This window comes from Kiloniellales bacterium, from assembly GCA_030066685.1.
In the GTDB taxonomy this organism is placed as follows: domain Bacteria; phylum Pseudomonadota; class Alphaproteobacteria; order Kiloniellales; family JAKSBE01; genus JAKSBE01.
In genome coordinates this window covers 21,375-43,907 of sequence record JASJBF010000040.1, presented here as the reverse complement: position 1 = coordinate 43,907, position 22,533 = coordinate 21,375, and the positions used below count along the sequence as shown (strand labels likewise).

Here is a 22,533-nt window from a genome sequence, read left to right as displayed (position 1 = left end):
GGGGGATACTCAGGACCGTCCGAAGGCAAGGTGGGCGGTCCATCCTGCCATCAAGGCGAGGACCACCGCAATCAGGCCGTAGACCAGTGGATAGTTGTGGGCGAAGTCGAAGATCCAGGCCTCTGCACCGGTCTTCTCGACGAAGAGCGGGATGGTCTGGGCGCTTTGCACCTTGCCGTCGACCAGGCAGTAGGCGCTGGCCAGGTACTGCCCGGTCGGGACGTTGGAGGGCAGCCGCATCCGGGCCCGGAACAGGGTGTCGCCGAGAAAGGTCACGCTTCCGATGTTGCTGGGGTAGAGGCCGGTGCCGGCCATGTTGCGCAGCATGGCCTGCTTCCAGGCGTCGCGCACGTCCGGCGAGCCGACGCTGCGCGGCAGGTCGACGACATAGCCGACGCCGAGCTGGTGCAGGCTGAGCTCGGTCTCGGCGGCGATCTCCTCCAGGGGCCGGTTGGCGACGATGGAGAAGAAGCTGGGGGCCTCCTCGAAGGTCATGCTGGCGGCGTTGACCCAGATCCCCGCGACCCGCGCCTTGCGGAACATGACCACCGAGGACAGCGGGCCGCGCAGTGTGACCACGACGTCGCTGGGCTCGTCCACCGTGCCGAAGAGCAAGACCTCGCTGCCGGCGAAGCCGGTGGTGATGGGAATCCGGTGATCGGAGATGTCGAAGATGCAGGAGGCGCGCGCGGCCTCCGTCATCAGCAAGGTCGCGACCAGGGCGAGGAGCGAGGCCGGGCGGGTCATTTGATCGTCCCGATCGCATAGACATCGCTGGGCGGTATGGTCAGGTCGTAGACCAGCTTGGCACAGACCATGAGCACCATCACCGCCAGAAGGACGCGCAGCTGCTCGCCGTGCAGCCGGGTGCCGACCCGCGCGCCGAGCTGGGCGCCGATCACCGCGCCGGTCAGCAGCAGCAGCGCCAGGACCACGTCGACGGTCTGGTTGGCGGTGGCCTGCAGGACCGTGACGTTGGCGGTGACGAAGATGATCTGGAACAGCGAGGTGCCGACCACCACGGAGGTCGGCATGCCGAGCAGGTAGATCATCGCCGGCACCATGATGAAGCCGCCGCCCACACCCATGATCGCCGCCAGCACGCCGACCACGAAGCCGACCCCGATCGGCAGCAGCGCGCTGATGTAGAGGCGTGACCTGCGGAAGCGGGTCTTGAGCGGCAGGCCGTGGATCCAGGTGTGCTGGTGCAGCTTGCGCCGCTCGGCGGTCGGGTTGCGCCGCCGCAGCAGGGCGCGCACGCCCTCGACCAGCATCAGGCTGCCGATGATCCCCAGGAAGACGACGTAGGAGAGCCGGATCACGAGGTCGATCTGGCCGAGCTCGCGCAGCAGGGCGAAGAGCGCGACGCCCAAGGCCGAGCCGAGGAAGCCGCCGATCATCAGAACGAAACCCATCTTGAAGTCGACGTTGCCGCGGCGCCAGTGGGCCAGCACGCCGGACACCGAGGAGGCGACGATCTGATTGGCCTCGGTGCCGACGGCGACCGGCGCCGGCACGCCGATGAAGATCAGCGCGGGGGTCATGAGAAAGCCCCCACCGACGCCGAACATGCCTGAAAGGAAGCCGATCACCCCGCCCAGTCCGAGCAGCAGGAAGACGTTCACGGACAGCTCGGCGATGGGCAGGTAGATCTGCACGGCCGCCCGCCTTAGGGAGAGTTCGGATCGCGCCGCGGACTCATGGCTCGCGCGGGGCCTCTCGAAGAGCGCTCGGGTTCAGGTCGGAAGGCCGCCCGGCGGACGGCCGCCCTTCTGAGGAAGCCTAACGATCGAGCCCCGCGCCGCCAATGGCTTAGCCGTGGATTCCGCGCTGCAAAGCCGAGAAATAGCCGCAGTGTGGCCTCGTTGCACCGCTTCTTGCTGCGCTGCTCCCTCAAACGGGTGAGGTCAGGCGGAAGCCCTGGGCTGCAGGAAGCCGACGATGTCCTGGACCTCGGCCAGAACCGGCTCGGCGATCGCGCGGGCCCGCGCGGCGCCCTCGGCCAGCACCGCGTCGACCTGGCCGGGATCGCCCATCAGGCGCTTCATCTCCGCGCCCATGGGCCCCAGGGTGGCAACCGCCAGGTCAGTCAGCACCGCCTTGAAGTGGGAGAACTGGTTGCCCTCGAACTCGGCCAGGGTCTCGGCCAGGCTCTTGTCCGCCAGGGCGGCGTAGATCCGCATCAGGTTGTAGGCCTCGGGCCGCGCGGCCTCGGTCGCCTCCGGCAGCCGGCCCTGGTCGTCGAGGACCTCCGGTCCGGGCAGGGCGTCGGGGTCGGTCTTGGCCCGGCGGATCTTCTGCGCCACAGCCTCGGCGTCGTCGGCCATGGTGATCCGGCTCATGTCCGAAGGATCGGACTTGCTCATCTTCTTGCTGCCGTCGCGCAGGCTCATGATCCGGGTCGCCTCGCCTCCGATCAGCGGCTCGACGACCGGGAAGTAGTCGACGCCGAAGTCGTGGTTGAACTTCTGGGCGATGTCCCGGGTCAGCTCCAGGTGCTGCTTCTGGTCCTCGCCGGTCGGCACGTGGGTCGCCTTGTAGACCAGGATGTCGGCCGCCATGAGGACCGGGTAGTCGTAGAGGCCGACGCTGGCGTTCTCCCGGTGCTTGCCCGCCTTCTCCTTGAACTGGGTCATGCGGTTCAGCCAGCCCAGGCGCGCCACGCAGTTGAAGATCCAGGCCAGCTCGGCGTGCTGCGGCACCTGGCTCTGGTTGAAGATGATCGAGCGCGCCGGGTCGATCCCGGCGGCGAGATAGGCGGCGGTGACCTCGCGGGTGTTCCGGGTCAGCTCGGCCGGGTCCTGCCACACGGTGACGGCGTGCAGGTCGACGACGCCGAAGATGCAGTCGAAGTCGTCCTGCAGGCGCACGAAATTGCGGATCGCGCCCAGGTAGTTGCCGAGGTGCAGGTTGCCGGTCGGCTGCACGCCCGAGAAGATGCGCTTCATCGAAAGACACTCCGGAAGGCCGCCGATAGCGGCAGAAGCGGCCGGGTTATCGCCGCTGGCGCGGGCCCGGTCAAGGTGCGGGAGTCACGTTCCTGCCGGATCCGCGCCGGGCGCCTCGGCCGCCCGGCCGCGCCGGCGGCGCAGCAGGTCCTTCAGCTCGGCCAGGCTGCTGGCACCGGTCGCCAGCGCCAGCACCGCGAAGGCGCCGAGACCGCCGAAGACCAGCAGCAGCAGGGCTGCGGCCTTGAGGCCAAGACCGGCGTCGAGCCAGGGATCGAGCCAGAACCCGGCGAGCCAGAGGCCGAGGCCCATCAGCGCGCTGGCCAGCAGGATGCGCAGCAGGCGCCGCCCGAGGCGCGAATCGCCGCGCCAGAACCCGCGCCGCGCCAGACGCAGGGCCAGCAGTCCGACGTTGCCCCAGGCCGCGACCGCGGTCGCCAGCGCAATGCCGACGTGGGCCAGCCAGGGGAAGAGCGCGAGGCTGAGGGCGATGTTGACGGCCACCGAGACCGCCGCGAAGCGCAGCGGCGTCACCGTGTCCTCGCGGGCGAAGAAGGCCGGCTGGAAGACCTTGACCAGGACATAGGCCGGCAGGCCGAGGGCGAAGGCGACCAGGGCCGGCACCGTGGCCTCGCTGGCCAGGCGGTCGAAGGCGCCGCGCTCGAAGAGCACAACGATGATCGGCCGGGCGATGACCGCGATGGCGACCGCCGCCGGCAGGGTCAGCAGCATGGCGAACTCGATGCCGCGGTTGAGGCTGGCCAGGGCCTGGCCGTGGTCGCCGGCGCGCAGCTTGCGCGACAGCTCGGGCAGCAGCACGACGCCGAAGGCGATGCCGATCACCCCCAGGGGCAGCTGGTAGATCCGGTCGGCGTAGTAGAGGTAGGAGACCGCGCCGTCGCGGAAGGAAGCGATGATCGTGCCGATGATCAGGTTGAGCTGCAGCACCCCGGCCGAAAGCACGCCGGGGACCATCAGCACCACCAGGCGCCGCACCCCCGGGGTGAGGCGCGGCCGCGGCAGGCGGAGCGCCATGCCGGCGCGTCTGGCGGCAATCGCGACCACCAGGAACTGCGCGACCCCGGCCGCCGCCACGGTCCAGGCCAGGACATGGCCCGGCCGTTCGGTGAAGGGCACGATGCCCAGCAAGGCGGCGATGAAGAAGACGTTCAGCAGGATCGGCGCCGCGGCGGCGGCCTGGAAGCGGTAGAGCGAGTTCAGGACCCCGCCGAAGAAGGCCATCAGGGCCATGAACAGGAGGTAGGGAAAGGCGATCACGCTGAGCTGGACGGTCAGGGCGAACTTGTCGGGATCGTCGCGGAAGCCCGGCGCAATGACGTGCATCAGCCAGGGCATGGCGGCCATGGCCGCGACCGTCAGGGCCAGCAGCACGAAGAGGAAGACCGCCAGGGTCTCCTCGGCGAAGCGCCGCGCCGCCGCCTCGCCCTCCTCCTCCAGGCGGCGCGCGAAGAGCGGCACGAAGGCGGCGTTGAAGGCGCCCTCGGCGAAGATCCGCCGGAACATGTTGGGAAAGCGGAAGGCGACGAAGAAGGCGTCGGCCACCGCCCCGGTGCCCAGGACCGGGGCGATCAGCACGTCGCGGAGAAACCCGAGGACGCGGCTGCCGGCGGTCCAGCCGCTGACCGTCGCCACGTGACGAAGCAGGCCCATGGCGGCCAGTCTCTACGCGAAAGCGGCGAAAATAGGAAGCCTTGCGGCAGAAGGCGCGAGACGGCCTGTCACGAAACCCTCCGCCGTCTCGTCTGGGAGAGAGATCGCTTCCTTTCGCAGACAGGAGACAGCCACATGCTTCGGAAAACCCTCGCCCGCCGCGCGCTCAAAGCCTTCGCCGCGCGCTATGATTACGACGTGAGCTACATGGAGCACATGCTGAAGGCCTCGCCCGCCGCGTTCTTCGGGTTCGCAGGCCTCACCCGCCTCGCCAAGCACCGCGAGGCGGCGCCGGTGGAGGCCGTCTATGCGGCCAAGCTGGTCGGGGCTCTGGCCGAGGACTGCGGGCCCTGCACCCAGCTGGTGGTCGACATGGCGCGCGAGGCCGGGGTCGCCGAGGCGCAGATCGAGGCGATCCTGACCCGAGACCGCGATGCCATGACGCCGGACACCCGGCTCGGCTTTCGCTTCGCCGAGGCGATCGTCGGGCGCACGCGCGAGGCGACGGCGGCACGGGAAGCTGTCCGCCGGCGCTGGGGCGAGGCCGGCATGGTCGACCTCGTGCTGGCCGTGCAGATCGGCCGGGTCTTCCCCATGGTCAAGGCGGGCTTGGGCTTCGCCGAGACCTGCCAGCGGGTGTCCCTCGGCAACCGCCAGGTCGCGGTCGCCAGAGAGGCGGCATGACCGGGCGCGACGATCCCTTCGCCGCCTGCCGCGGCCGCCTGCTGGGGCTGGCCTACCGGATGCTGGGCAGCCGGGCCGACGCCGAGGATGTGCTGCAGGACGCCTACCTGCGCTTCCGGGGCGTCGACACGACCGCGATCCGCAGCGTCGAGGCCTTCCTCGTCACCACGGTGACCCGGCTCTGTCTCGACCGCCTGAAGAGCGCCCGGGCACAGCGGGAGATCTACGTCGGGCCCTGGCTGCCGGAGCCGGTGCTCGACTCCGACGCGCTGTCTCCCGAGACCGCGGCCGAGCTCGCCGACGACCTCTCCTTCGCGCTGATGCTGACCCTGGAGAAGCTCTCGGCGCCCGAGCGCGCCGCCTTCCTCCTGCACGACGTCTTCGACGCGCCCTTCGCGCAGATCGCCGAGTCCCTCGGCAGGAGCGAGGCCGCCTGCCGCCAGCTCGCCAGCCGCGCCCGGAAGGCGGTCCGGGGCGAACGGCCGTCCCGGCCCGCGCCGCCCGAAGCACATCAGGCCCTGCTGCAGCGCTTCGCGGAGGCGCTGTCGACCGGCGACGCCAGCCGCCTGGAGGCGCTTCTGACCGCCGATGCCGTCTCCTACTCCGACGGCGGCGGCCTAAAGACCGCCGCACGCCAGCCGGTCCGCGGCGCCGCGCGAATTGCACTCTTCTTCACCGGCCTGGTCCGCAAGCACCGGGCCCGGGGCGGTACCAGTGCCTTCCATCCCGCCGAGATCAACGGTGCGCCCGGATTCGTCGTCTACGTGGACGGCGAACTCGACCACACTTTCAGCATCGAGGTGCGGGACGATCGCATCGCCGCGATCTACGTCGTGCGCAACCCCGAGAAGCTCGCCGCGGTCGCCGCAGCCTTCGAAGGATCCGACGCGGCTGTCTGTTGAGTTTCAGGAGGCGCGGCCGCTAGCCTTCGGGACCGCCATCCTCGAAGGAAAGATTCTCCATGTCCGAATCCGAAATCCTCCAGCGTGCCGCGGCCCACGCGCTGGACTATCTGGAGGGCCTGGACCACCGCCCGGTCGGCGCAACGGCCGATGCCGAGACGCTGCGGGCGCGCCTGGGCGGCCCGCTGCCCGAGACCGGCGCCCCGGCAACGCAGGTCATCGACGACCTGGTCCGTGACGTCGAGGGCGGGATTCTCGACTCCACTGGCGGGCGTTTCTTCGGCTGGGTGATCGGCGGCAGCCACCCGGCAGCGCTGGCCGCCGACTGGCTGGCCGCGGCCTGGGACCAGAACGCCGCCGCCTTCGCCTGCAGCCCGGCGGCGGCCGTGGTCGAGGAGGTCTGCGGCGCCTGGCTGAAGGAACTTCTCGGCCTGCCCGCCGATGCCTCCTTCGGTTTCGTGACCGGCTGCCAGGGGGCCCACGCCACGGCCCTGGCCGCCGCCCGCAACCGGCTGCTGCGGGAGCGCGGCTGGGACGTCGAGCGCCGGGGCCTGGCCGGCGCCCCGCCGCTGCGGGGCCTGGCCGGCGCCCCGCCGCTGCGGGTCCTGACCAGCGCGAACCGGCACGAATCCCTGCTGCGCGCCGTCCGCCTGCTGGGCTTCGGCAGCGACGCGCTCGAGATCGTCCCTTCGGACGACGGCGGCCGCATCGGCCTGGGCGAGCTCGAGACGGCGCTCGAGACCGAGCCGGAACGCCCGGTCATCCTGGTGCTGCAGGCCGGGGATCTGAACTGCGGCGTCTTCGATCCCTTCGGACCGGCCTGCGCCCTGGCCAAGGCGGCCGGCGCCTGGGTCCACGTCGACGGTGCCTTCGGGCTCTGGGCCGCGACCTCCCCGCGCTTCCGTCATCTGCTCGAGGGCGTCGCGGAGGCCGATTCCTGGGCAACCGACGGCCACAAGTGGCTGAACCTGCCCTTCGATTCGGGCTTCGTCTTCGTCGCCGACCCGGAGGCGCACCGCGCCGCCTTCACCCAGACGGCGAGCTATTCCCAGCCGGTCGAAGGCGCCCGCAACCAGAAGGACTGGAACCCCGAATGGTCGCGCCGCGCCCGGGGCTTCCCCGCCTACGCCGCGATTCGTGCCCTTGGCCGGGCGGGCATTGCCGGGATCGTCGAGCGCTGCTGCGACCACGCCGCCCGCCTGGTGGGCGAGATCGGTGCCCTGCCCGGGGTCGAGATCCTGGCCCGCCCGGTGATCAACCAGGGCCTGCTGCGCTTCCTCGACGAAGCCGGCGACCACGACCGCCGCACGGACGCGGTGATCGTCCGCCTCCAGGCCGAAGGCACGGCCTGGTTCGGCGGCACCACCTGGAACGGCAAGCGCGCCATGCGGGTCTCGGTCTGCAACTGGCGCACGACCGAGGACGACGTGACGCGGACCGTTGCTGCGGTGAAGCGGGTGCTGGCCGAAGGTCTCTGAGCGCTCCGGTCAGTTCGGCAAGGTCACTACCAGGGCGCCGCGGTCCGTGGCGACCAGGGTGTGCTCGTACTGGACCGTCGGCTTGCCCGTGTCGGCCAGGAGGGTCCAGCCGTCGCCGGCCTCGACCGCCCAGGACGAGCCCAGGGACAGGAAGGGCTCGATGGTAAAGACCGCGCCGCGGTGAATCGCGCGGCGCTCGCCAGCATCGCGCCAGGTCGGGATCGCGGTCGGATCCTCGTGCAACGCGCCGCCGACCCCGTGGCTGGCCAGGTTGCGGATCAGCGAGTAGCGGCCGCGGCGGGCGAAGTCCTCGACCGCCTCGCCGATCCTCGCCAAGCGCGCGCCCGAGCGGACCGCCTTGATCCCCGACCAGAGCGCCCGGCGTCCGTCGCGGCAGAGCCGACGGAGCCTCTGCGGCGCCGGCGGGATCACGAAGCTCGCCCCAGTGTCGGCGAAGTAGCCCTCCAGCACGGCCGAGACGTCGATGTTGACCAGGTCACCCGCCTCGAGCTTCCGGTCCCCCGGAACGCCGTGGGCGATCTGCGGAAAGACGCTGATGCAGGTAGCCCCCGGAAAGCCGTAGGTGATTTCCGGCGCCGGGCGTGCACCCTCGCGCGCCAGCAGCGCTCGGCCGATGTCATCCAGCTCCCGGGTCGTCATGCCGGGTTCCAGCTTCTCGCCCATGGCCGCTAGAGTGCGCGCCACGACCCGGCCCGCCTTGCGCAGCTTCTCGAGTTGCTCGTCACGGGAGATCGTCATTTCGACCTTCGTCCGATGCTTCGTCGTCAGTGGGAGCTTTCCCAGCGGCCGGAGCCCTCAGGCGGCTTTGCACAGCGTCCGCAATGTGATCGATGATGACTTCGATGAGCGGCTTGTCGAACTTCTGGCGGAATAGCTCCGCAATACCGACGATCCTCTCTTCCTCGTCACCGAACTTGAGCGCTACATAGTTATCTTCCTGCTGTATACCGTCCCACCACTGGCGATGCCAGATCAGCTCCAAGTCGCCTTTCCAGGGAACAGAGAGGATCATGCGCGCCGGGACGTAGGCCGAATCAGAGTCCTCGATCGTGACCGATCGCACGCCGATCCGTTCCAATCGCTTGACCAGGCGATCGACCGCCTTTCGCTGATTCAAGAACAGCCAGGACAATTTGACACCTTATCAAACTCCGAGCGGGTCTTCTCAGGCTTCGGTTCTAAGCCGGCGTAGCGCCTTCGCGGCGGCGCTTGGCCGCCGGTTTGGTCTTGCCGTCGCCCGCGAGATTGCGGCCCTTCGCCGTATCCTTGCGCGCCTTGCCGGCGGCCGATTTGTCCTTCGGCGCCACGGGGGCGCAGTCCGGGTCTTCCAGGGCGGCCAGGAGCTTCTTGCGGATCGAGAGCAGGCGGCGCTCGTCCTCGATCTTATCGCCAAGGGGGCCGTTGACGTAGAAGGTGTCGACCACCCGCTCGCCGAAGGTCGAGATCCGCGCCGAGTGGATGATCAGGTTGAGGCGGGTCAGCGCCCAAGTGACCTGGTGCAGCAGGCCCGGCCGGTCGCGGCCGTTGACCTCGATCACCGTGTGGCGGCGGCTCGCCTTGTTGTCGATCAGGACTCGCGGCGGCACCTTGAAGACCCGCAGGCGGCTGGGGATGGTCGAGCGCTTGGCGGCCAGCTCCTGGGTCACCTTCAGGCGGCCGTCCAGTGCCTTCTCGATCGCCGAGGCCAGACGGGCCAGCTGGTCCGAGCGATCGAAGGGGCCGTCCTGGGCCGAGCGGACCCAGAAGGTGTCCAGCGCCTTGCCGTTGGAAAGGGTGAAGATCCGTGCCGCGTCGATGCTGGCCCCGGCCACCGCCATGGCGCCGGCGATGCGGCTGAACAGGCCCGGGTGGTCGGCGGTGTAGATGGTGACCTCGGTGACCTCGCGGTAGCGGTCGATCCGCCAGTCGACGGTCAGGGGCCGCTTCTCGACCTCTGCGGCGCGGACCAGGCGGGCGTGTCGGGCGTGGGTCTCGGTGTCGCAGGACAGCCAGTAGGGCGCGTAGCCGCGCCGCAGGTGGGCGTCGATGTCCTTCTTCGGCCAGTCCGGCAAGGCGGCGACCAGGGCCTGCTTGGCGGCGTCGATCCGGGCCTTGCGTCCGACCCCGGTGACGCCGCCGGTCAGCACCTCCTCCGTGCGCCAGTAGAGGTCGCGCAGCAGGGCCGCCTTCCAGGCGTTCCAGGTGCCCGGGCCGACCGCGCGGATGTCGGCCACGGTCAGGACCAGCAGCAGGCGCAGGCGCTCGACCGACTGCATCAGGCGGGCGAAGTCCTCGATGGTCTTGGGATCGTCCAGGTCGCGCTTGAAGGCGACGTTGCTCATCGAGAGGTGATAGCGCACCAGCCAGGCGACGGTCTCGGTCTCCTCCTCGCTGAGGCCGAGGCGCGGGCAAAGCGTCTCGGCGACGTCGGCGCCGAGCTCGGAGTGGTCGCCGTTGCGGCCCTTGGCGATGTCGTGCAGCAGGACCGCGACGTAGAGCGCGCGGCGCGACAGCGCCTTGTGCACCACCTCGCTGGCGATCGGCGCCTCTTCCTTCAGGCGGCCCTGCTCGATGGCGTGCAGGATGCCGATCGCCATGATGGTGTGCTCGTCCACCGTGAAGTGGTGGTACATGTTGTACTGCATCTGCGCCACGACCCGGCCGAAGTCGGGCACGAAGCGGCCGAAGACGCCGGCCTCGTTGAGCCGGCGCAGGGTGGTCTCGGGGTCCTTCTCCGAGGTCAGCATCTGCAGGAAGGTCCGGTTGGCCAGCGGGTCCTCGCGCAGCGCGCGGTCGATCAGCTTGAGGTTCTGGGTGACCCAGCGCAGCGCTTTGGGATGGACGTCCAGGTCGTGGGCTTGGGCGACCTGGAACAGCCGCAGCAGCTTGACCGGCTCGGCCTTGAAGTCCTCCGGGCCCTTCACGGCGATCCGGTCGCCCTCGACCGGGAAGCCGCCGACCCGCCGGCGCCGGCCGATCAGGGCCTTGCCCTTGATGCGAAAGCGGGCGCCGCGGCCGTGCTCCATCTCCAGCGCCGCGCAGAAGATCCGGGTCAGGGAGCCGACGTCCTTGGCGACCAGGAAGTAGCGCTTCATGAAGCGCTCGACGGCGCTGAGCCCGGCGTGGTCGCTGAAGCCCATGCGCGGGGCGATGGCCGTCTGCAGGTCGAAGGTCAGGCGCTCCTCGGCGCGCCCGGCCAGGTAGTGAAGGTGGCAGCGCAGGGTCCAGAGGAAGTTCTGCGCCTTGATGAAGCGCTGCGCCTCGGCGCGGGTGAAGAGGCCGCGCTCGACCAGGCGGCCGATGTCGTCGACGTGGTAGAGGTTCTTGGCGATCCAGAACAGGGTGTGCAGGTCGCGCAGGCCGCCCTTGCCCTCCTTGATGTTGGGCTCCAGCGCGTAGCGCGAGCCGCCCAGGCGCTTGTGCCGGGCGTCGCGCTCCCCCAGCTTGGACTCGATGAAGCGGACCGGCGCCCGGCCCTCGACCTCGCGGCGGTAGCGCTGGCGCAGCTCCCGATAGAGCGCCTGCTCGCCCCAGAGCCAGCGCGCCTCCAGCAGGCTGGTGCGGATCACCATGTCGGACTTGGCGAGGCGAATGCATTCGTCGACCGAGCGCACGGCCTGGCCGACCTTGAGGCCCAGGTCCCAGAGGAAATAGAGCAGCTCCTCGACCACCTGCTCGCTGCGCGGAGTCATCTTGTAGGGCAGCAGGAACAGGAGATCGATGTCGGAATGGGGCGCCAGCTCGCCGCGCCCGTAGCCGCCCAGGGCGACCAGGGTCAGCCGTTCCCCCGCGGAGGGGTTGGCCAGCGGGTAGACCTTCTCGGTGACGTAGTCGTAAAGCACCCGGATCAGCTGATCTGCGAGGTAGCAGTTGGCCTTGACCGTGGCGCTGCCACCGGCGCCGGCCTCGAAGCGCCGCCGCACCTCGGCCCGGCCGTCGTCGAGCGCGGCCTTGGCGGCGGCCAGGATCTGCGCCCGCTTCTCGCCCTCGGCGAGCTCCGCAGCGAAGCTCGCCTCCAGGCGCGCCGCGAGAGCGCGGCGATCGATGATCGCCCGCGGCTTTTCGATGGCGCCTTCGATCGGCTCTTTGAGCAGGCCCGAATCCATATCCGTTATTTGATCTCCATCAACCCCGAGGCAAGGGGCCGGCTGGCAGTATTGCACGAATGGCAGGCGGCGTCCCCGGTGCGGGCGGGCTGCCGCCCGATCACAAGCGGGAGCCGCCCCATGCCGCGTCGCGGTCTGCTCTTCGTCGCCCTCTTGCTCGCCGCCGCCTGTGCCGTACCCGAAAGCGAGCCGGAGATGACCGTCTCTGCCGACCTGGTCGGGGCGCCGGTGCCGGCGGTGCGTGTCCTCGTCGAGGCGGTGCCTAAGGGGCGGCCGATCGAGCGGATCATCCTCGCCGGGCCGGATGGCACCACCGTCGAGGCCGAGCGTCCGCCGCTGGCCATCGGCAAGGCCCGGGACAGCCGGAGCGTGACGGCTCGCATTCCCTTGCCGGATCCGGCAGGCTACCGCGCGTCGCCCGAGGGCTGGATCGTGATCATCGTCACCAGAAACCTCCGCGGCCGCACCATCTCCTACCAGTTTCCAGCACCGCGGCCCTGAGGTGCGCCCGAAGGGCCGGACGACCGTGCGGGTCGCGGCCGCCCCCCGGATGCCCCTTATTTGACCCTTCAACATCGAGGCCCGAGCGGTCACTGTGACACCGCAAGGATCGCCCTGCGCCCTGCCGCCCAGCCGAAGCCGCCGGCGAGGCCTGCAGCGGCCGGGACACAAGGGTTTTCTCCGATGATGCCGCGCAACGGTCTCCGCATTGCCCTTCTCGCCGTCCTGTTCGGAGCGGGCGCCTGCGGATCCAGCTCGAAGCCGCCGCCGCCGGCGACGATGGTCCTGGCGGGCCTGGTCGGCGACCCTCCGACGGCGGTCGAGGTCGAGATCGAGAACCTGCCGCCCACGCAGCGGATCGAACGGGTCTTCCTCGTCGACCGCCGCGGTACCGAGGTCGAAGCGAGCCGGCTCGAGCGGCGCGCGCCGCAAGGCGACCGGGGACCAGACGTCCTGCCCCAGGTCAGCGTCGGAATCGGCGGCGGGGTCCGTTCCTCGGTCGGCATCGGCGTGCCGCTGGGAAGCAGCGAGGAACCCGAAGCGCGAAGCAGCGTGACCACGCAGATTCCCCTGCCCGACCCGGAAGCCTACCTCGCGGCGCCGGACGACTGGACCGTGGTCGTCAAGGGCCGGGACCGCCGCGGCCTGCCGGTGACCTACCGGGTGCCGGCGCCGCGGCGTCCGGGGACCACCTACCAGATTCCGGCCACCCGGGCGAGCCAGCCCCCCACGCCGTGAGATCCGAAAGCGAGCGGTCGCCAGGCCGGCTCCGACCGTTGCGGCCTGGACCCGGCGTTTCAGTGCTAGCCCGCATTTCTCACCGTGACCACGGTGGGAAATGCGGACTAGGTCCATCGCGGCGATCGCTGTAGTCTAAAGCCATGGGTCCGGCCCCGCGTTCTTGGACCGGCGGGCGGGCAGAGGGGGGACGCGTCCTCATGGCCTTGCGCAGCCTTGTCCATCTCGTCCTGATCGCCATCCTGCTCTCGCCGCTTGCCTGCGCGCCGAGCCGGAAGCCTGCGCCGCATTCGACGACGGTCCTGGCGAGCCTTGTCGGCAGCCCGCCGTCGGCGGTCGAGGTCCAGGTCGAGAACCTGCCGCCGACGCAGCACGTCGAGCGGGTCTTCCTGGTCGACCGCCAAGGCCGCAAGGTGACGGCGGCCGAACTGGAAAACAGCCAGGAGCCGAGCGCTCCCCAGGCCCCGGAACGACCCCCGGTGACCTTCGGGGTCGGCTTCATGTCTTCGCTCGTCATCGCCGTCCCGCGCAGAAAGGCCGAAGCGCCGGAAGGGCCGCGCAGCGTGACCGCGCAGATCCCGCTGTCCGACCGGGAGGCCTACCTCGCCGACCCGGAGGCCTGGACCGTGGTGGTCGAGGGCTGGAGGCGCAATGGGGCGCCCCTGCGCTATCGGGTGCCAGCGCCCCGGCTGCCGGAGTCCGAAGGCGGGATCCCGGCGGGCGAGCGGCCTCCGCTGCCGGGCCGCAAGCCCTGACGCCGAGTCAGGCCTGGGGCAAGGCCTCGGCCATGGCGGCGTAGCCGCCGGTCGAGAGCCGCTCCGCCGCCGCCTCGAAGTAGGCGGCATCGGCCTCGATGCCCAGGCCGTTGACCAGCCGGTTCATCAGGTTGTAGAGCGCACAGATCGCGACCGCGTCGAAAAGCGCCTGCTCGGGCCAGCCGGCGGCCAGCACCGCCTCGGCGTCGGCCTCGGAAACGCTCGCGGCGTCCTGCGTCAGCTTTTCGACGTAGGCCAGCACGGGCCGCAGCTCGGCGCTTTCCCGCGCGCCTAGAGGGTCACCGAGGACCGCCGCGACCCGCGCCGGCGCTTCGCCCAGGGCCCGCGCGGTCGCCGCGTGCACGCCCTCGCAGTAGCCGCAGCGGTTGCGCCGCGAGACGACAGCCGCAATCAGCTCCCGCTCGCCTTCGGTGAAGGGCGAGGGCCCGCGCATCAGCACCTCGTGGTAGAGCAGCAGGGGCCGGGAGCTCGCCGGAAAGCGCTTGAAGACGTCGAGCAGGGTGGCCTTCTCGGGCAGTGACGGCAGTTGGGGCATGGTGGGCCTCCCGGGCAAGCGGCGCGTTTCAGTCCCGCTGCAGCGCCTTGAGCTCGTAGAGCAGCTCCAGGGCCTGGCGCGGGGTCAGCTCGTCGGGCTGGATCTCCGAGAGCCGGGCCTCGACCTCGGAGGGTTTCGCGGCGGCCGGGGCCGGCGCCGCTGCGGCGGAGAAGAGCGGCAGGTCCTCGGCCAGGCGGGCCAGGTTGCCGGCCTGCTCGCCCTGCTCGAGCTGGGCCAGGACCTCTTCCGCGCGGGCCACGGCGGCGGCCGGCAGGCCGGCCAGCTTGGCGACGTGAATGCCGTAGGAGCGGTCGGCGGCACCGGCCGCGACCTCGTGCAGGAAGACCACCTCGCCCTGCCATTCCTTGACCCGCATGGCGTGGCAGGACAGTGCCGGCAGTTTCGAGGTTAAGGAGGTCAGCTCGTGATAGTGAGTGGCGAAGAGCGCCCGGCAGCGGTTGACCTCGTGCAGGTGCTCCAGCGCCGCCCAAGCGATCGACAGGCCGTCGAAGGTCGCCGTGCCGCGGCCGATCTCGTCCAGTATGACCAGCGCCCGCGGGCCGGCCTGGTTCAGGATCACGGCGGTCTCGACCATCTCGACCATGAAGGTCGAGCGCCCCCGGGCCAGGTCGTCGGCCGCCCCGACCCGGCTGAACAGACGGTCGACCGCGCCGATCCGCGCCGCCGCCGCGGGCACGTAGGACCCGATCTGGGCCAGGACCGCGATGAGCGCGTTCTGGCGCAGGAAGGTCGACTTGCCCGCCATGTTGGGGCCGGTCACCAGCCAGAGCCGGCGCTCCCGGTCCAGGCGGCAGTCGTTGGCGACAAAGCCCGGCTCACCCGCCGCCTCCAGGGCCGCCTCGACCACCGGATGGCGGCCGCCCTCGATCTCAAAGGCCGTGGAGTCCTCGATCAGGGGCCGGGTCCAGCGCCGCTCCTCGGCCAGCTCGGCCAGGCCCGCGGCGAGGTCGACCTCGGCCAGGGCGCGCGCGGCCAGGGCGGTTTCCTCGGCCCGCGCCGTGGCCTCGGTCACCAGGTCGGCGAAGAGCTCGAGCTCCAGCGCCAGGGCGCGCTCCGCCGCCGAGGCGATCTTGCGCTCCAGCTCGGACAGTTCGACCGTGGTGAAGCGCATGGCGCTGGCCATGGTCTGGCGGTGGATGAAGGCGCCCTCCTTGGGCACCTTGCCGGCCTGGACCTGGGTCACCTCGATGAAGTAGCCGAGCACGTTGTTGTGCCGGATCTTCAGGGAGGCGATGTCGAGCTCCTTGGCATAGCGCGCCTGCAGGCCGGCGATCAGCTTTCGGCTCTCGTCGCGCAGGGCGACCAAATCGTCCAGGTCCGGCGCGTAGCCGGCCCGGATGAAGCCGCCGTCTCGCGCCAGCAGCGGCAGCTCGTCCCTCAGCGCCCGGTCGAGGCGCGCGATCAGGGTCTCGTGAAAGCCGAGGTCGCGGGCCACCGCCATCAGGGAGTCCGGCGGCGGCGGCTCGGCGGCCTCCAGGGCGGCGCGCAGGGCGCCGGCCTCGCGCAGCCCGTCGCGCAGCGCCGCCAGGTCGCGGGGGCCGCCGCGTCCCAGGGTCAGGCGCGACAGCGCCCGCTCGACCTCAGGCGCCCGGCGCAGGTGGTCCCGCAGCACCGCGCGCAGGTTCGCCTGGTCGAGCAGATAGCCGAGCCGGTCCTGACGCTCGGCGATGGCGGCCGGATCGGTCAGGGGCGCTAGAAGGCGCGCCGCCAGCAGCCGCGCGCCGGCACCGGTCACGCTGCGGTCGATGGTCGCCAGCAGGCTGCCCTTGCGGCCGCCGGACAGGGCCTCGACCAGCTCCAGGTTGCGTTGGGTCGCGGCGTCGATCTCCATGACCGCGCCGGGCGTGACCTGGCGGGGCGGCGACAGCCGCGGCAGCCGGCCCTTCTGGGTCAGGGCGACGTAGTCGACCAGGGTGCCGCAGGCGGCGACGGCCGGCCGGCCGAAGTCGCCGAAGGCATCCAGCGCCTTGACGCCGTAGAGCGCCTCGAGCCGGCGCCGGGCGTTGTCACTGTCGAAGCGGGCCGAGGGCAGCGGCGTCAGCGCCGCCTTCCACTCCCCAAAGACCTCGAAGAGCCGCTGATCCTGCAGCAGCGGCTCGGGACAGAGCAGCTCGCTGGGCCGTAGGCGGGCGAGCAGGGCGGCGAGCTCGGCCGGGGCCAGGGCCTGGACCTGGAAGCCACCGGTCGAGATGTCCAACCACGCCAGGGCGAAGTCGCCGCCGACGCAGGCCAGGGCTGCGAGGTAGTTGTGCGCCCGGGCGTCGAGCAGCTCGTCCTCGGTGATCGTCCCCGGCGTGACGATGCGCACGACGTCGCGGCGGACCACCGACTTGCCGCCGCGCTTCTTGGCCGCTGCGGGATCCTCCATCTGTTCGCAGATCGCGACCTTGAAGCCCTGGCGGATCAGGCGGGAAAGATAGGCCTCGGCGGCGTGCACCGGGACGCCGCACATGGGGATGTCCTCGCCCAGGTGCTGACCGCGCTTGGTCAACGCGATGTCGAGCGCCGCGGCGGCCCGGCGGGCGTCCTCGAAGAAGAGCTCGTAGAAGTCGCCCATGCGGTAGAACAGCAGGCTGTCCGGATGGGCGCGCTTGATTTCCAGGTACTGGGCCATCATCGGCGTCGGGCGCGCGCCGTCGGGGCGCAGTCGGGCCGGGCGTTGGCGCAGGCCGCCGGCGTCGCGCACCGCCGCCTCCTCGGGAGATTCGGCGGCCTTGCTTGGGGAGGATCTCGGCTGATCGTTCACGGCGACGGCTGTGCTCGCTTCCTGCCGGTGTGGATGGCGCGGAGGTTTCCGGGGTCGGCGCCTTTCTTAGCACAGCGCCCCGGCCGACGGGATAGCCGAAGCGGCTTTCCCCCATGACTTGCAGGGCCTTTGACGCCCCGAGCGGCGCTCTCTACGATTTCCCACCGCATAGCCAGCTGGAAAGACCAAGATGAACGATAAGCGGCAGACGCCGAAGGGGAAGGCAACCTCCAAGAAAAAGAGCCAACCGGATCTCCACGCCCTGGACGAGGAAGCGCTGCGCCTCCACGCCAGCGGCCGGCCGGGGAAGCTCGAGATCCGCGCCACCAAGGCCCTGACGACCCAGCACGACCTGTCGCTGGCCTATTCGCCCGGTGTCGCGGCGCCCTGCCTGAAGATCCACGAGGACCCGAGCCTCGCCTACGACTACACCTCCAAGGGCAACATGGTCGCGGTGATCTCAAACGGCACCGCGATCCTCGGCCTGGGCGACCTGGGCGCGCTGGCGGCCAAGCCGGTGATGGAGGGCAAGTCGGTGCTCTTCAAGCGCTTCGCCGACGTCGACGGCATCGACCTGCTGGTCGACACCCGCGACGTCGACGAGTTCGTCAACTGCGTGCGCTTCTTGGGCCCGGCCTTCGGCGGGATCAACCTGGAGGACATCAAGGCGCCGGAATGCTTCATCATCGAGCAGCGCCTGAAGGAGCTGCTGGACATCCCGGTGTTCCACGACGACCAGCACGGCACCGCGATCATCGCCGCGGCGGGGCTGATCAACGCGGTCCAGCTCACCGGCCGCAAGCTCCAGGACATCAGGATGGTGATCAACGGTGCCGGCTCGGCCGGCATCGCCTGCGCCGAGCTCCTGAAGGCCATGGGCGTGCCGAACGAAGCCATCCTGCTCTGCGACACCCGGGGCGTGATTTACCGGGGCCGCGAGGCCGGCATGAACCAGTGGAAATCGGCCCACGCCGTGCCGAGCGAGGCGCGCAGCCTGGCCGACGCCCTCGAGGGCGCCGACGTCTTCTTCGGGCTCTCGGTCAAGGGCGCGGTCAGCCAGGACATGGTGCGTTCCATGGCCGACAAGCCGATCATCTTCGCCATGGCCAACCCCGACCCGGAGATCGCACCCGAAGCGGTCAAGGAGGTGCGGTCCGACGCGATCATCGCCACAGGGCGCTCGGATTATCCGAACCAGGTCAACAACGTGCTCGGCTTCCCCTACATCTTCCGCGGCGCCCTCGATGTCCGCGCCTCGACCATCAACATGGAGATGAAGATCGCCGCCGCCGAAGCCCTGGCCAAGCTGGCCCGCGAGGATGTGCCGGACGAGGTTGACCGGGCCTATGCCGGACGGCGCCTGCGCTACGGCCCGGACTACATCATCCCGGCGCCCTTCGATCCGCGCCTGATCGTCGCCGTGCCCAAGGCGGTGGCCGAGGCGGCGCTGGCGACCGGGGTCGCGCGCAAGCCGCCGGCCGACATTGAGGTTTACCGCAAGCAGCTCTCCGCTCGCCTCGACCTCTCGGCCGCCTCGCTGCAGCTGATCTTCGACCGGGTCCAGGCGCATCCCAAGCGCATGGTCTTCGCCGAGGGCGAGGAGCGGAAGTCGATCCGCGCCGCGCTGGCCTACCAGAACGCCGGCTACGGCCAGGCGGTCCTGATCGCCCGCGAGGAGAAGGTCGCCGAGGCGGCCCAGGCCATGGGCGTCGCCATCGACAACCTGGAGATCCACAACGCGCGGCTGTCCGAGCGCAACGAGGCCTACACCCAGTTCCTCTACGCGCGCCTGCAACGCAAGGGCAAGCTCTACCGCGACTGCCAGCGCATGGTGAACCAGAACCGCAACGTCTTCGCCGCCTGCATGGTTGCCAAGGGCGACGCCGACGGCATGGTCACAGGCCTGACCCGCAGCTTCGGCGTGTCCTTCGACGACCTGCGCCGGGTCATCGATCCCAAGCCCGGGCACCGGGCCTTCGGCCTGACCATCTTCGCCCAGCGCAATCGGACGGTCTTTCTCGCGGATACCTCGGTCCACGAGCTGCCGACCCCCGAGCAGCTCGCCGACATCGCGATCCAGAGCGCGGAACAGGCCCGTGCCATGGGCCACGAGCCCCGGGTCGCGCTGCTGTCCTTCTCCAACTTCGGCAATCCCATGCGCGAGAAGGCGCAGCGCATCCGCGAAGCCGTGCAGGTCCTGGACGGACGCGACGTCGATTTCGAGTACGACGGTGAGATGCAGGCCAACGTTGCCCTGGACCACACCTTGATGACCAACCTTTATCCCTTCTGCCGGCTGACCGGCCCGGCCAACGTCCTGGTCATGCCGGCGCTGCACTCGGCCAACATTTCCGGCAAGCTGCTGCAGCTCCTGGGCGGCGGCACGGTGATCGGCCCCCTGCTGATCGGGCTGTCCAAGCCGGCCCAGATCGTCACCACCGGAGCGACCGTCAACGAGATGGTGACAGCCGCCGCAATCGCCGCCTATGAGGCCGTCGGCGCGGAATAGCCGCCCGGGGATGTTGCCCGAAGTGCGAAGGGGCGACTAGTCTGAACGGAAGGGCGGCTTTGTGGCCGGACCCCAGGGACGGCCGCTCGACAGAGGCCAGGCGCAAACCATGGTGAGACGCTCCGGCGCCTTCAGTCAGAGGATTCAGGCGACTTTGGTCGTCGCGGCACCCGGCGTGCTGGCCCTGGCGATCCTGCTGGCCGCCGGTCAGGTCGGCTGGGTCGCGGCCCTGGCCGCCGTCGCCGCAATCCTGCTGGCCAGCGCGCCGGTCGCCGCCTGGCAGCTGCGTCGCCTGGAGCGCTTGCTGCAGAGGATCCGTCACCTGGCGGAGAGCGGTACGCAAGACCTCTCCGATGACGAGGCCCTGTCGACGCGGATCGGGCCACCGCTGGAACCTGCGGTCGCCGAGGCCGACGAGAGGCTGCGTCAGCGCGAGGCGGCCCTGCACGCGAAGCTGGCCAGCAGCGAGGCCGTGCTCTCGGCCCTGCCCGATCCGATGATCCTGCTCAACGCCGAGACCCGCCTGCTGCGCCTCAACACCGCGGCCGAGGCGCTTTTCGGCCAACGCAGGGAGGGCCGCGGCCTGGTCGAGATCCTGCGCCACCCCGGGGTCGTGGAGGCGGCGGAGCGCGCCTGCCGGGGCGAGACCGTTGCGGGCGTCGAGTTTCAGTTGCCCGGCGCGATCGAACGCTCCTTCCAGGCGCGGCTGATCCCGCTCGACGGTGCCGGCGAGGAGGCTGCGGTCCTCAGCCTGCACGAGCTGACGGCGATCCGCCGGGCGGAGCGCCTGCGTGGCGACTTCGTCGCCAATGCCAGCCATGAGCTGCGCACGCCACTGGCCAGCCTGGTCGGCTTCATCGAGACCTTGCGCGGCCCGGCACGCGACGACGCGACGGCGCGGGCCCGCTTCCTGTCGATCATGGAAGAGCAGGCCCAGCGCATGGCCCGCCTGATCGAGGACCTGCTGTCGCTGTCGCGGATCGAGCTGGACGAGCACACCCCGCCCAAGGACCGGGTCGATCTGGGCCAGATCCTGCGCAGCACCGTCAGCGCCCTGGAGATCCAGGCCCGCAAGAAGCAGATGCGCATTCAGCTCGAGCTGGAGGGCGCGCCGGAGGTTCTGGGCAACGAAGACGAGCTGAACCAGCTGTTCCAGAACCTGGTCGACAACGCGGTCAAGTATGGCCGGCCGCAGACCGAGGTCCGGGTGGTCGTGGCGCCCGTCGCAATCCCAAGCGAGATCAGCGGCCGGGAAGACTCCGCCGGGGTCAAGGTCTCGGTCATCGACCAGGGAGAAGGCATCGCTCGCGCCGACATCCCGCGCCTGACAGAACGCTTCTACCGGGTCGACAAGGCCCGCTCGCGCGCCCTCGGCGGCACCGGCCTGGGCCTAGCCATCGTCAAGCACATCGCCAACCGCCATCGCGGTCGGCTGACCATCGAAAGCCAGCCGGGCGAGGGATCGTGCTTCTCGATCCAGCTGCCGCTGGCCGGCAACGCGCCGGCGCAGGTCGGTCGCAGCGCCCAGCCTGCGGCGGAATAGCTGCCCTGCGGGAAGCGCAGATCAAAGCGGCGGACGCCCGGTCGGGGCCGTCAAAAAACTGTAACATAATTGTAGTAATTCCATCGCCGTGCCCGAATACCGTCGGCGCGTCCGAGCGGATTGCAGGACTGGTCAGCGCATGGCCAGGGCATGGGAGGAACGATGCCCGTTCCCCGCGTCTTCGGGCCCCAACAAGAGATTGAAAACCTGGGAGTACATCTCGTGATCAAGAAGTCTCTCGCTGTGGCCATGCTTGCCGGCATGGTGACCGCGGCCTTCGCAGCCCCCTCCGCGGCACGGGATCAGATCCGGATCGTCGGATCCTCGACCGTGTTTCCCTTCTCCACCGCCGTCGCCGAGCAGTTCGGCAAGACCACCAAGTTCAAGACCCCGGTGGTCGAGAGCACCGGCTCCGGCGGCGGCATGAAGCTGTTCTGCAGCGGCATCGGTGTCGAGCACCCCGACATCACCAATTCCTCGCGGCGCATCAAGTCGTCCGAGTTCGAGACCTGCACCAAGAACGGCATCAAGATCACCGAGGTGAAGATCGGCTTTGACGGCATCGTGCTGGCCAACGCCAAGAGCGGCCCGGCGCTGAAGCTGACCAAGAAGCAGATCTTCATGGCCCTGGCCAAGGAACTGCCGGTCGACGGCAAGATGGTCGCAAATCCCTACGAGAAGTGGAGCGACATCGATCCCGCGCTGCCCGACAGCAAGATCGAGGTTCTGGGCCCGCCGCCGACCAGCGGCACCCGCGACGCCTTCGTCGAGCTGGCCATGGAAGGCGGCGCCAAGGGCTTCGAATCCCTGGCCGCGCTGCGCAAGAGCGACAAGAAGGCCTTTAAGGCGGCCGCGCACACCATCCGCGAGGACGGCGCCTTCATCGAGGCCGGCGAGAACGACAACCTGATCGTCCAAAAGCTCGAGGCCAATCCCAACGCCATCGGCATCTTCGGCTTCAGCTTCCTCGACCAGAACGGCGACAAGATCAAGGGCGCGACCGTCGACGGCGCCCAGCCGACCTTCGACAACATCGCCGGCGGCGAGTACGGCGTCTCGCGTTCGCTCTACTTCTACGTCAAGCAGCAGCATGTCGGAGTGGTTCCCGGCATCGCCGAGTACGTGGCCGAGTTCACCAGCGACAAGGCCTGGGGCGACGAAGGTTATCTGGTCGACAAGGGGCTGATCCCGTTGCCCACCGCCGATCGCAAGACGGTCGCGGAGGGTGCGCGCAATCTGGCGCCGCTGTCCATGTAACCGCCGGGGCGAGCGTCGGCAGCCGAGAGCGTTCTCGCGGCTGCCGGCGTTCGGCCGGTCCCGCGTCACCGCACACTAGTTTATTGCGGTTCGCGGAAGTCACTCTCTTGGGCATTTG

The 22,533-nt window shown here is 70.0% G+C and carries 18 protein-coding genes; 9 read left to right on the top strand and 9 right to left on the bottom strand.

From position 1 onward, the window contains the following. Positions 1-9: 9 nt before the first annotated feature. The 4 genes from QNJ30_22440 to murJ form a co-directional block, all read right to left on the bottom strand. A complete protein-coding gene (locus QNJ30_22440) occupies positions 10-747 on the bottom strand; it encodes a TIGR02186 family protein (protein MDJ0946218.1) in 738 nt (245 codons plus the stop codon). Further along, positions 744-1,658, bottom strand: a complete 915-nt coding sequence (locus QNJ30_22435) for a sulfite exporter TauE/SafE family protein (GenBank protein MDJ0946217.1) — start codon at positions 1,656-1,658, stop codon at positions 744-746. Before QNJ30_22435 ends, QNJ30_22440 begins: the two co-directional genes overlap by 4 nt. A gap of 249 nt (positions 1,659-1,907) precedes the next feature. Next, the gene (trpS, locus tag QNJ30_22430; protein MDJ0946216.1) at positions 1,908-2,948 is read right to left on the bottom strand and encodes a tryptophan--tRNA ligase; all 1,041 of its coding nucleotides are present in this window, start codon (positions 2,946-2,948) and stop codon (positions 1,908-1,910) included. 84 nt (positions 2,949-3,032) lie between these two features. Beyond that, on the bottom strand, positions 3,033-4,619 hold the full coding sequence (gene murJ / locus QNJ30_22425; GenBank protein ID MDJ0946215.1) for a murein biosynthesis integral membrane protein MurJ: 1,587 nt from the start codon (positions 4,617-4,619) through the stop codon (positions 3,033-3,035). A 135-nt stretch (positions 4,620-4,754) separates the two neighbouring features. Between murJ and QNJ30_22420 the strand changes: the two genes are divergently transcribed. Genes QNJ30_22420 through QNJ30_22410 form a run of 3 tightly spaced genes read left to right on the top strand, consistent with a single transcriptional unit; the run spans position 4,755 to position 7,683 of the window. Then, the gene (locus tag QNJ30_22420; protein MDJ0946214.1) at positions 4,755-5,303 is read left to right on the top strand and encodes a hypothetical protein; all 549 of its coding nucleotides are present in this window, start codon (positions 4,755-4,757) and stop codon (positions 5,301-5,303) included. After that, a complete protein-coding gene (locus tag QNJ30_22415; GenBank protein ID MDJ0946213.1) occupies positions 5,300-6,205 on the top strand; it encodes a sigma-70 family RNA polymerase sigma factor in 906 nt (301 codons plus the stop codon). Before QNJ30_22420 ends, QNJ30_22415 begins: the two co-directional genes overlap by 4 nt. Before the next feature lie 59 nt (positions 6,206-6,264). Continuing rightward, entirely contained in the window at positions 6,265-7,683 is a 1,419-nt protein-coding gene (locus QNJ30_22410) for a pyridoxal-dependent decarboxylase (GenBank protein MDJ0946212.1), read from the top strand. Positions 7,684-7,692: 9 nt separating this feature from the next. Here QNJ30_22410 and map read toward each other — a convergent pair whose 3' ends face one another. The 3 genes from map to QNJ30_22395 are packed head-to-tail and all read right to left on the bottom strand — an operon-like array spanning position 7,693 to position 11,789. Beyond that, complete coding sequence (map, locus tag QNJ30_22405; GenBank protein MDJ0946211.1) at positions 7,693-8,442, bottom strand: type I methionyl aminopeptidase; 750 nt, start codon at positions 8,440-8,442, stop codon at positions 7,693-7,695. Further along, the gene (locus tag QNJ30_22400) at positions 8,426-8,836 is read right to left on the bottom strand and encodes a hypothetical protein (protein MDJ0946210.1); all 411 of its coding nucleotides are present in this window, start codon (positions 8,834-8,836) and stop codon (positions 8,426-8,428) included. Before QNJ30_22400 ends, map begins: the two co-directional genes overlap by 17 nt. A gap of 46 nt (positions 8,837-8,882) precedes the next feature. Beyond that, positions 8,883-11,789, bottom strand: coding sequence for a [protein-PII] uridylyltransferase (locus QNJ30_22395; GenBank protein MDJ0946209.1), 2,907 nt, complete (start codon positions 11,787-11,789; stop codon positions 8,883-8,885). 120 nt (positions 11,790-11,909) lie between these two features. On the opposite strand from QNJ30_22395, the gene QNJ30_22390 reads away from it, so the two are divergent. The 3 genes from QNJ30_22390 to QNJ30_22380 all read left to right on the top strand — a co-directional run bounded on the left by QNJ30_22390 (position 11,910) and on the right by QNJ30_22380 (position 13,783). Next, a complete protein-coding gene (locus tag QNJ30_22390; GenBank protein ID MDJ0946208.1) occupies positions 11,910-12,290 on the top strand; it encodes a hypothetical protein in 381 nt (126 codons plus the stop codon). A gap of 183 nt (positions 12,291-12,473) precedes the next feature. Continuing rightward, on the top strand, positions 12,474-13,028 hold the full coding sequence (locus tag QNJ30_22385) for a hypothetical protein (GenBank protein MDJ0946207.1): 555 nt from the start codon (positions 12,474-12,476) through the stop codon (positions 13,026-13,028). A gap of 200 nt (positions 13,029-13,228) precedes the next feature. Next, the gene (locus QNJ30_22380) at positions 13,229-13,783 is read left to right on the top strand and encodes a hypothetical protein (protein MDJ0946206.1); all 555 of its coding nucleotides are present in this window, start codon (positions 13,229-13,231) and stop codon (positions 13,781-13,783) included. A 7-nt stretch (positions 13,784-13,790) separates the two neighbouring features. Here QNJ30_22380 and QNJ30_22375 read toward each other — a convergent pair whose 3' ends face one another. Both QNJ30_22375 and mutS read right to left on the bottom strand, forming a co-directional pair. Further along, positions 13,791-14,339, bottom strand: coding sequence for a peroxidase-related enzyme (locus tag QNJ30_22375; protein MDJ0946205.1), 549 nt, complete (start codon positions 14,337-14,339; stop codon positions 13,791-13,793). Between the two features lie 28 nt (positions 14,340-14,367). Then, positions 14,368-16,977: a DNA mismatch repair protein MutS gene (gene mutS / locus QNJ30_22370; protein ID MDJ0946204.1), complete on the bottom strand. Its 2,610-nt coding sequence runs from the start codon at positions 16,975-16,977 to the stop codon at positions 14,368-14,370. Between the two features lie 319 nt (positions 16,978-17,296). On the opposite strand from mutS, the gene QNJ30_22365 reads away from it, so the two are divergent. The 3 genes from QNJ30_22365 to QNJ30_22355 all read left to right on the top strand — a co-directional run bounded on the left by QNJ30_22365 (position 17,297) and on the right by QNJ30_22355 (position 22,415). Beyond that, on the top strand, positions 17,297-19,615 hold the full coding sequence (locus QNJ30_22365; GenBank protein MDJ0946203.1) for an NADP-dependent malic enzyme: 2,319 nt from the start codon (positions 17,297-17,299) through the stop codon (positions 19,613-19,615). Between the two features lie 109 nt (positions 19,616-19,724). Beyond that, positions 19,725-21,158: an ATP-binding protein gene (locus QNJ30_22360; GenBank protein ID MDJ0946202.1), complete on the top strand. Its 1,434-nt coding sequence runs from the start codon at positions 19,725-19,727 to the stop codon at positions 21,156-21,158. A 222-nt stretch (positions 21,159-21,380) separates the two neighbouring features. Continuing rightward, positions 21,381-22,415 (top strand): PstS family phosphate ABC transporter substrate-binding protein, encoded by a 1,035-nt coding sequence (locus tag QNJ30_22355; GenBank protein MDJ0946201.1) that lies wholly within the window; start codon positions 21,381-21,383, stop codon positions 22,413-22,415. The last annotated feature ends 118 nt before the right edge of the window (positions 22,416-22,533 follow it).

Excerpts from the sequence above, each read along its gene's own strand:
- QNJ30_22385 (MDJ0946207.1), top strand. The coding sequence starts at position 12,474 with ATGATGCCGCGCAACGGTCTCCGCATTGCCCTTCTCGCCGTCCTGTTC.
- QNJ30_22440 (MDJ0946218.1), bottom strand. The coding sequence starts at position 747 with ATGACCCGCCCGGCCTCGCTCCTCGCCCTGGTCGCGACCTTGCTGATG.
- QNJ30_22365 (MDJ0946203.1), top strand. The coding sequence starts at position 17,297 with ATGAACGATAAGCGGCAGACGCCGAAGGGGAAGGCAACCTCCAAGAAA.
- QNJ30_22415 (MDJ0946213.1), top strand. The coding sequence starts at position 5,300 with ATGACCGGGCGCGACGATCCCTTCGCCGCCTGCCGCGGCCGCCTGCTG.
- murJ (MDJ0946215.1), bottom strand. The coding sequence starts at position 4,619 with ATGGGCCTGCTTCGTCACGTGGCGACGGTCAGCGGCTGGACCGCCGGC.
- QNJ30_22420 (MDJ0946214.1), top strand. The coding sequence starts at position 4,755 with ATGCTTCGGAAAACCCTCGCCCGCCGCGCGCTCAAAGCCTTCGCCGCG.
- trpS (MDJ0946216.1), bottom strand. The coding sequence starts at position 2,948 with ATGAAGCGCATCTTCTCGGGCGTGCAGCCGACCGGCAACCTGCACCTC.
- mutS (MDJ0946204.1), bottom strand. The coding sequence starts at position 16,977 with ATGATGGCCCAGTACCTGGAAATCAAGCGCGCCCATCCGGACAGCCTG.
- QNJ30_22395 (MDJ0946209.1), bottom strand. The coding sequence starts at position 11,789 with ATGGATTCGGGCCTGCTCAAAGAGCCGATCGAAGGCGCCATCGAAAAG.
- QNJ30_22410 (MDJ0946212.1), top strand. The coding sequence starts at position 6,265 with ATGTCCGAATCCGAAATCCTCCAGCGTGCCGCGGCCCACGCGCTGGAC.
- QNJ30_22390 (MDJ0946208.1), top strand. The coding sequence starts at position 11,910 with ATGCCGCGTCGCGGTCTGCTCTTCGTCGCCCTCTTGCTCGCCGCCGCC.
- QNJ30_22380 (MDJ0946206.1), top strand. The coding sequence starts at position 13,229 with ATGGCCTTGCGCAGCCTTGTCCATCTCGTCCTGATCGCCATCCTGCTC.
- QNJ30_22360 (MDJ0946202.1), top strand. The coding sequence starts at position 19,725 with ATGGTGAGACGCTCCGGCGCCTTCAGTCAGAGGATTCAGGCGACTTTG.
- map (MDJ0946211.1), bottom strand. The coding sequence starts at position 8,442 with ATGACGATCTCCCGTGACGAGCAACTCGAGAAGCTGCGCAAGGCGGGC.
- QNJ30_22375 (MDJ0946205.1), bottom strand. The coding sequence starts at position 14,339 with ATGCCCCAACTGCCGTCACTGCCCGAGAAGGCCACCCTGCTCGACGTC.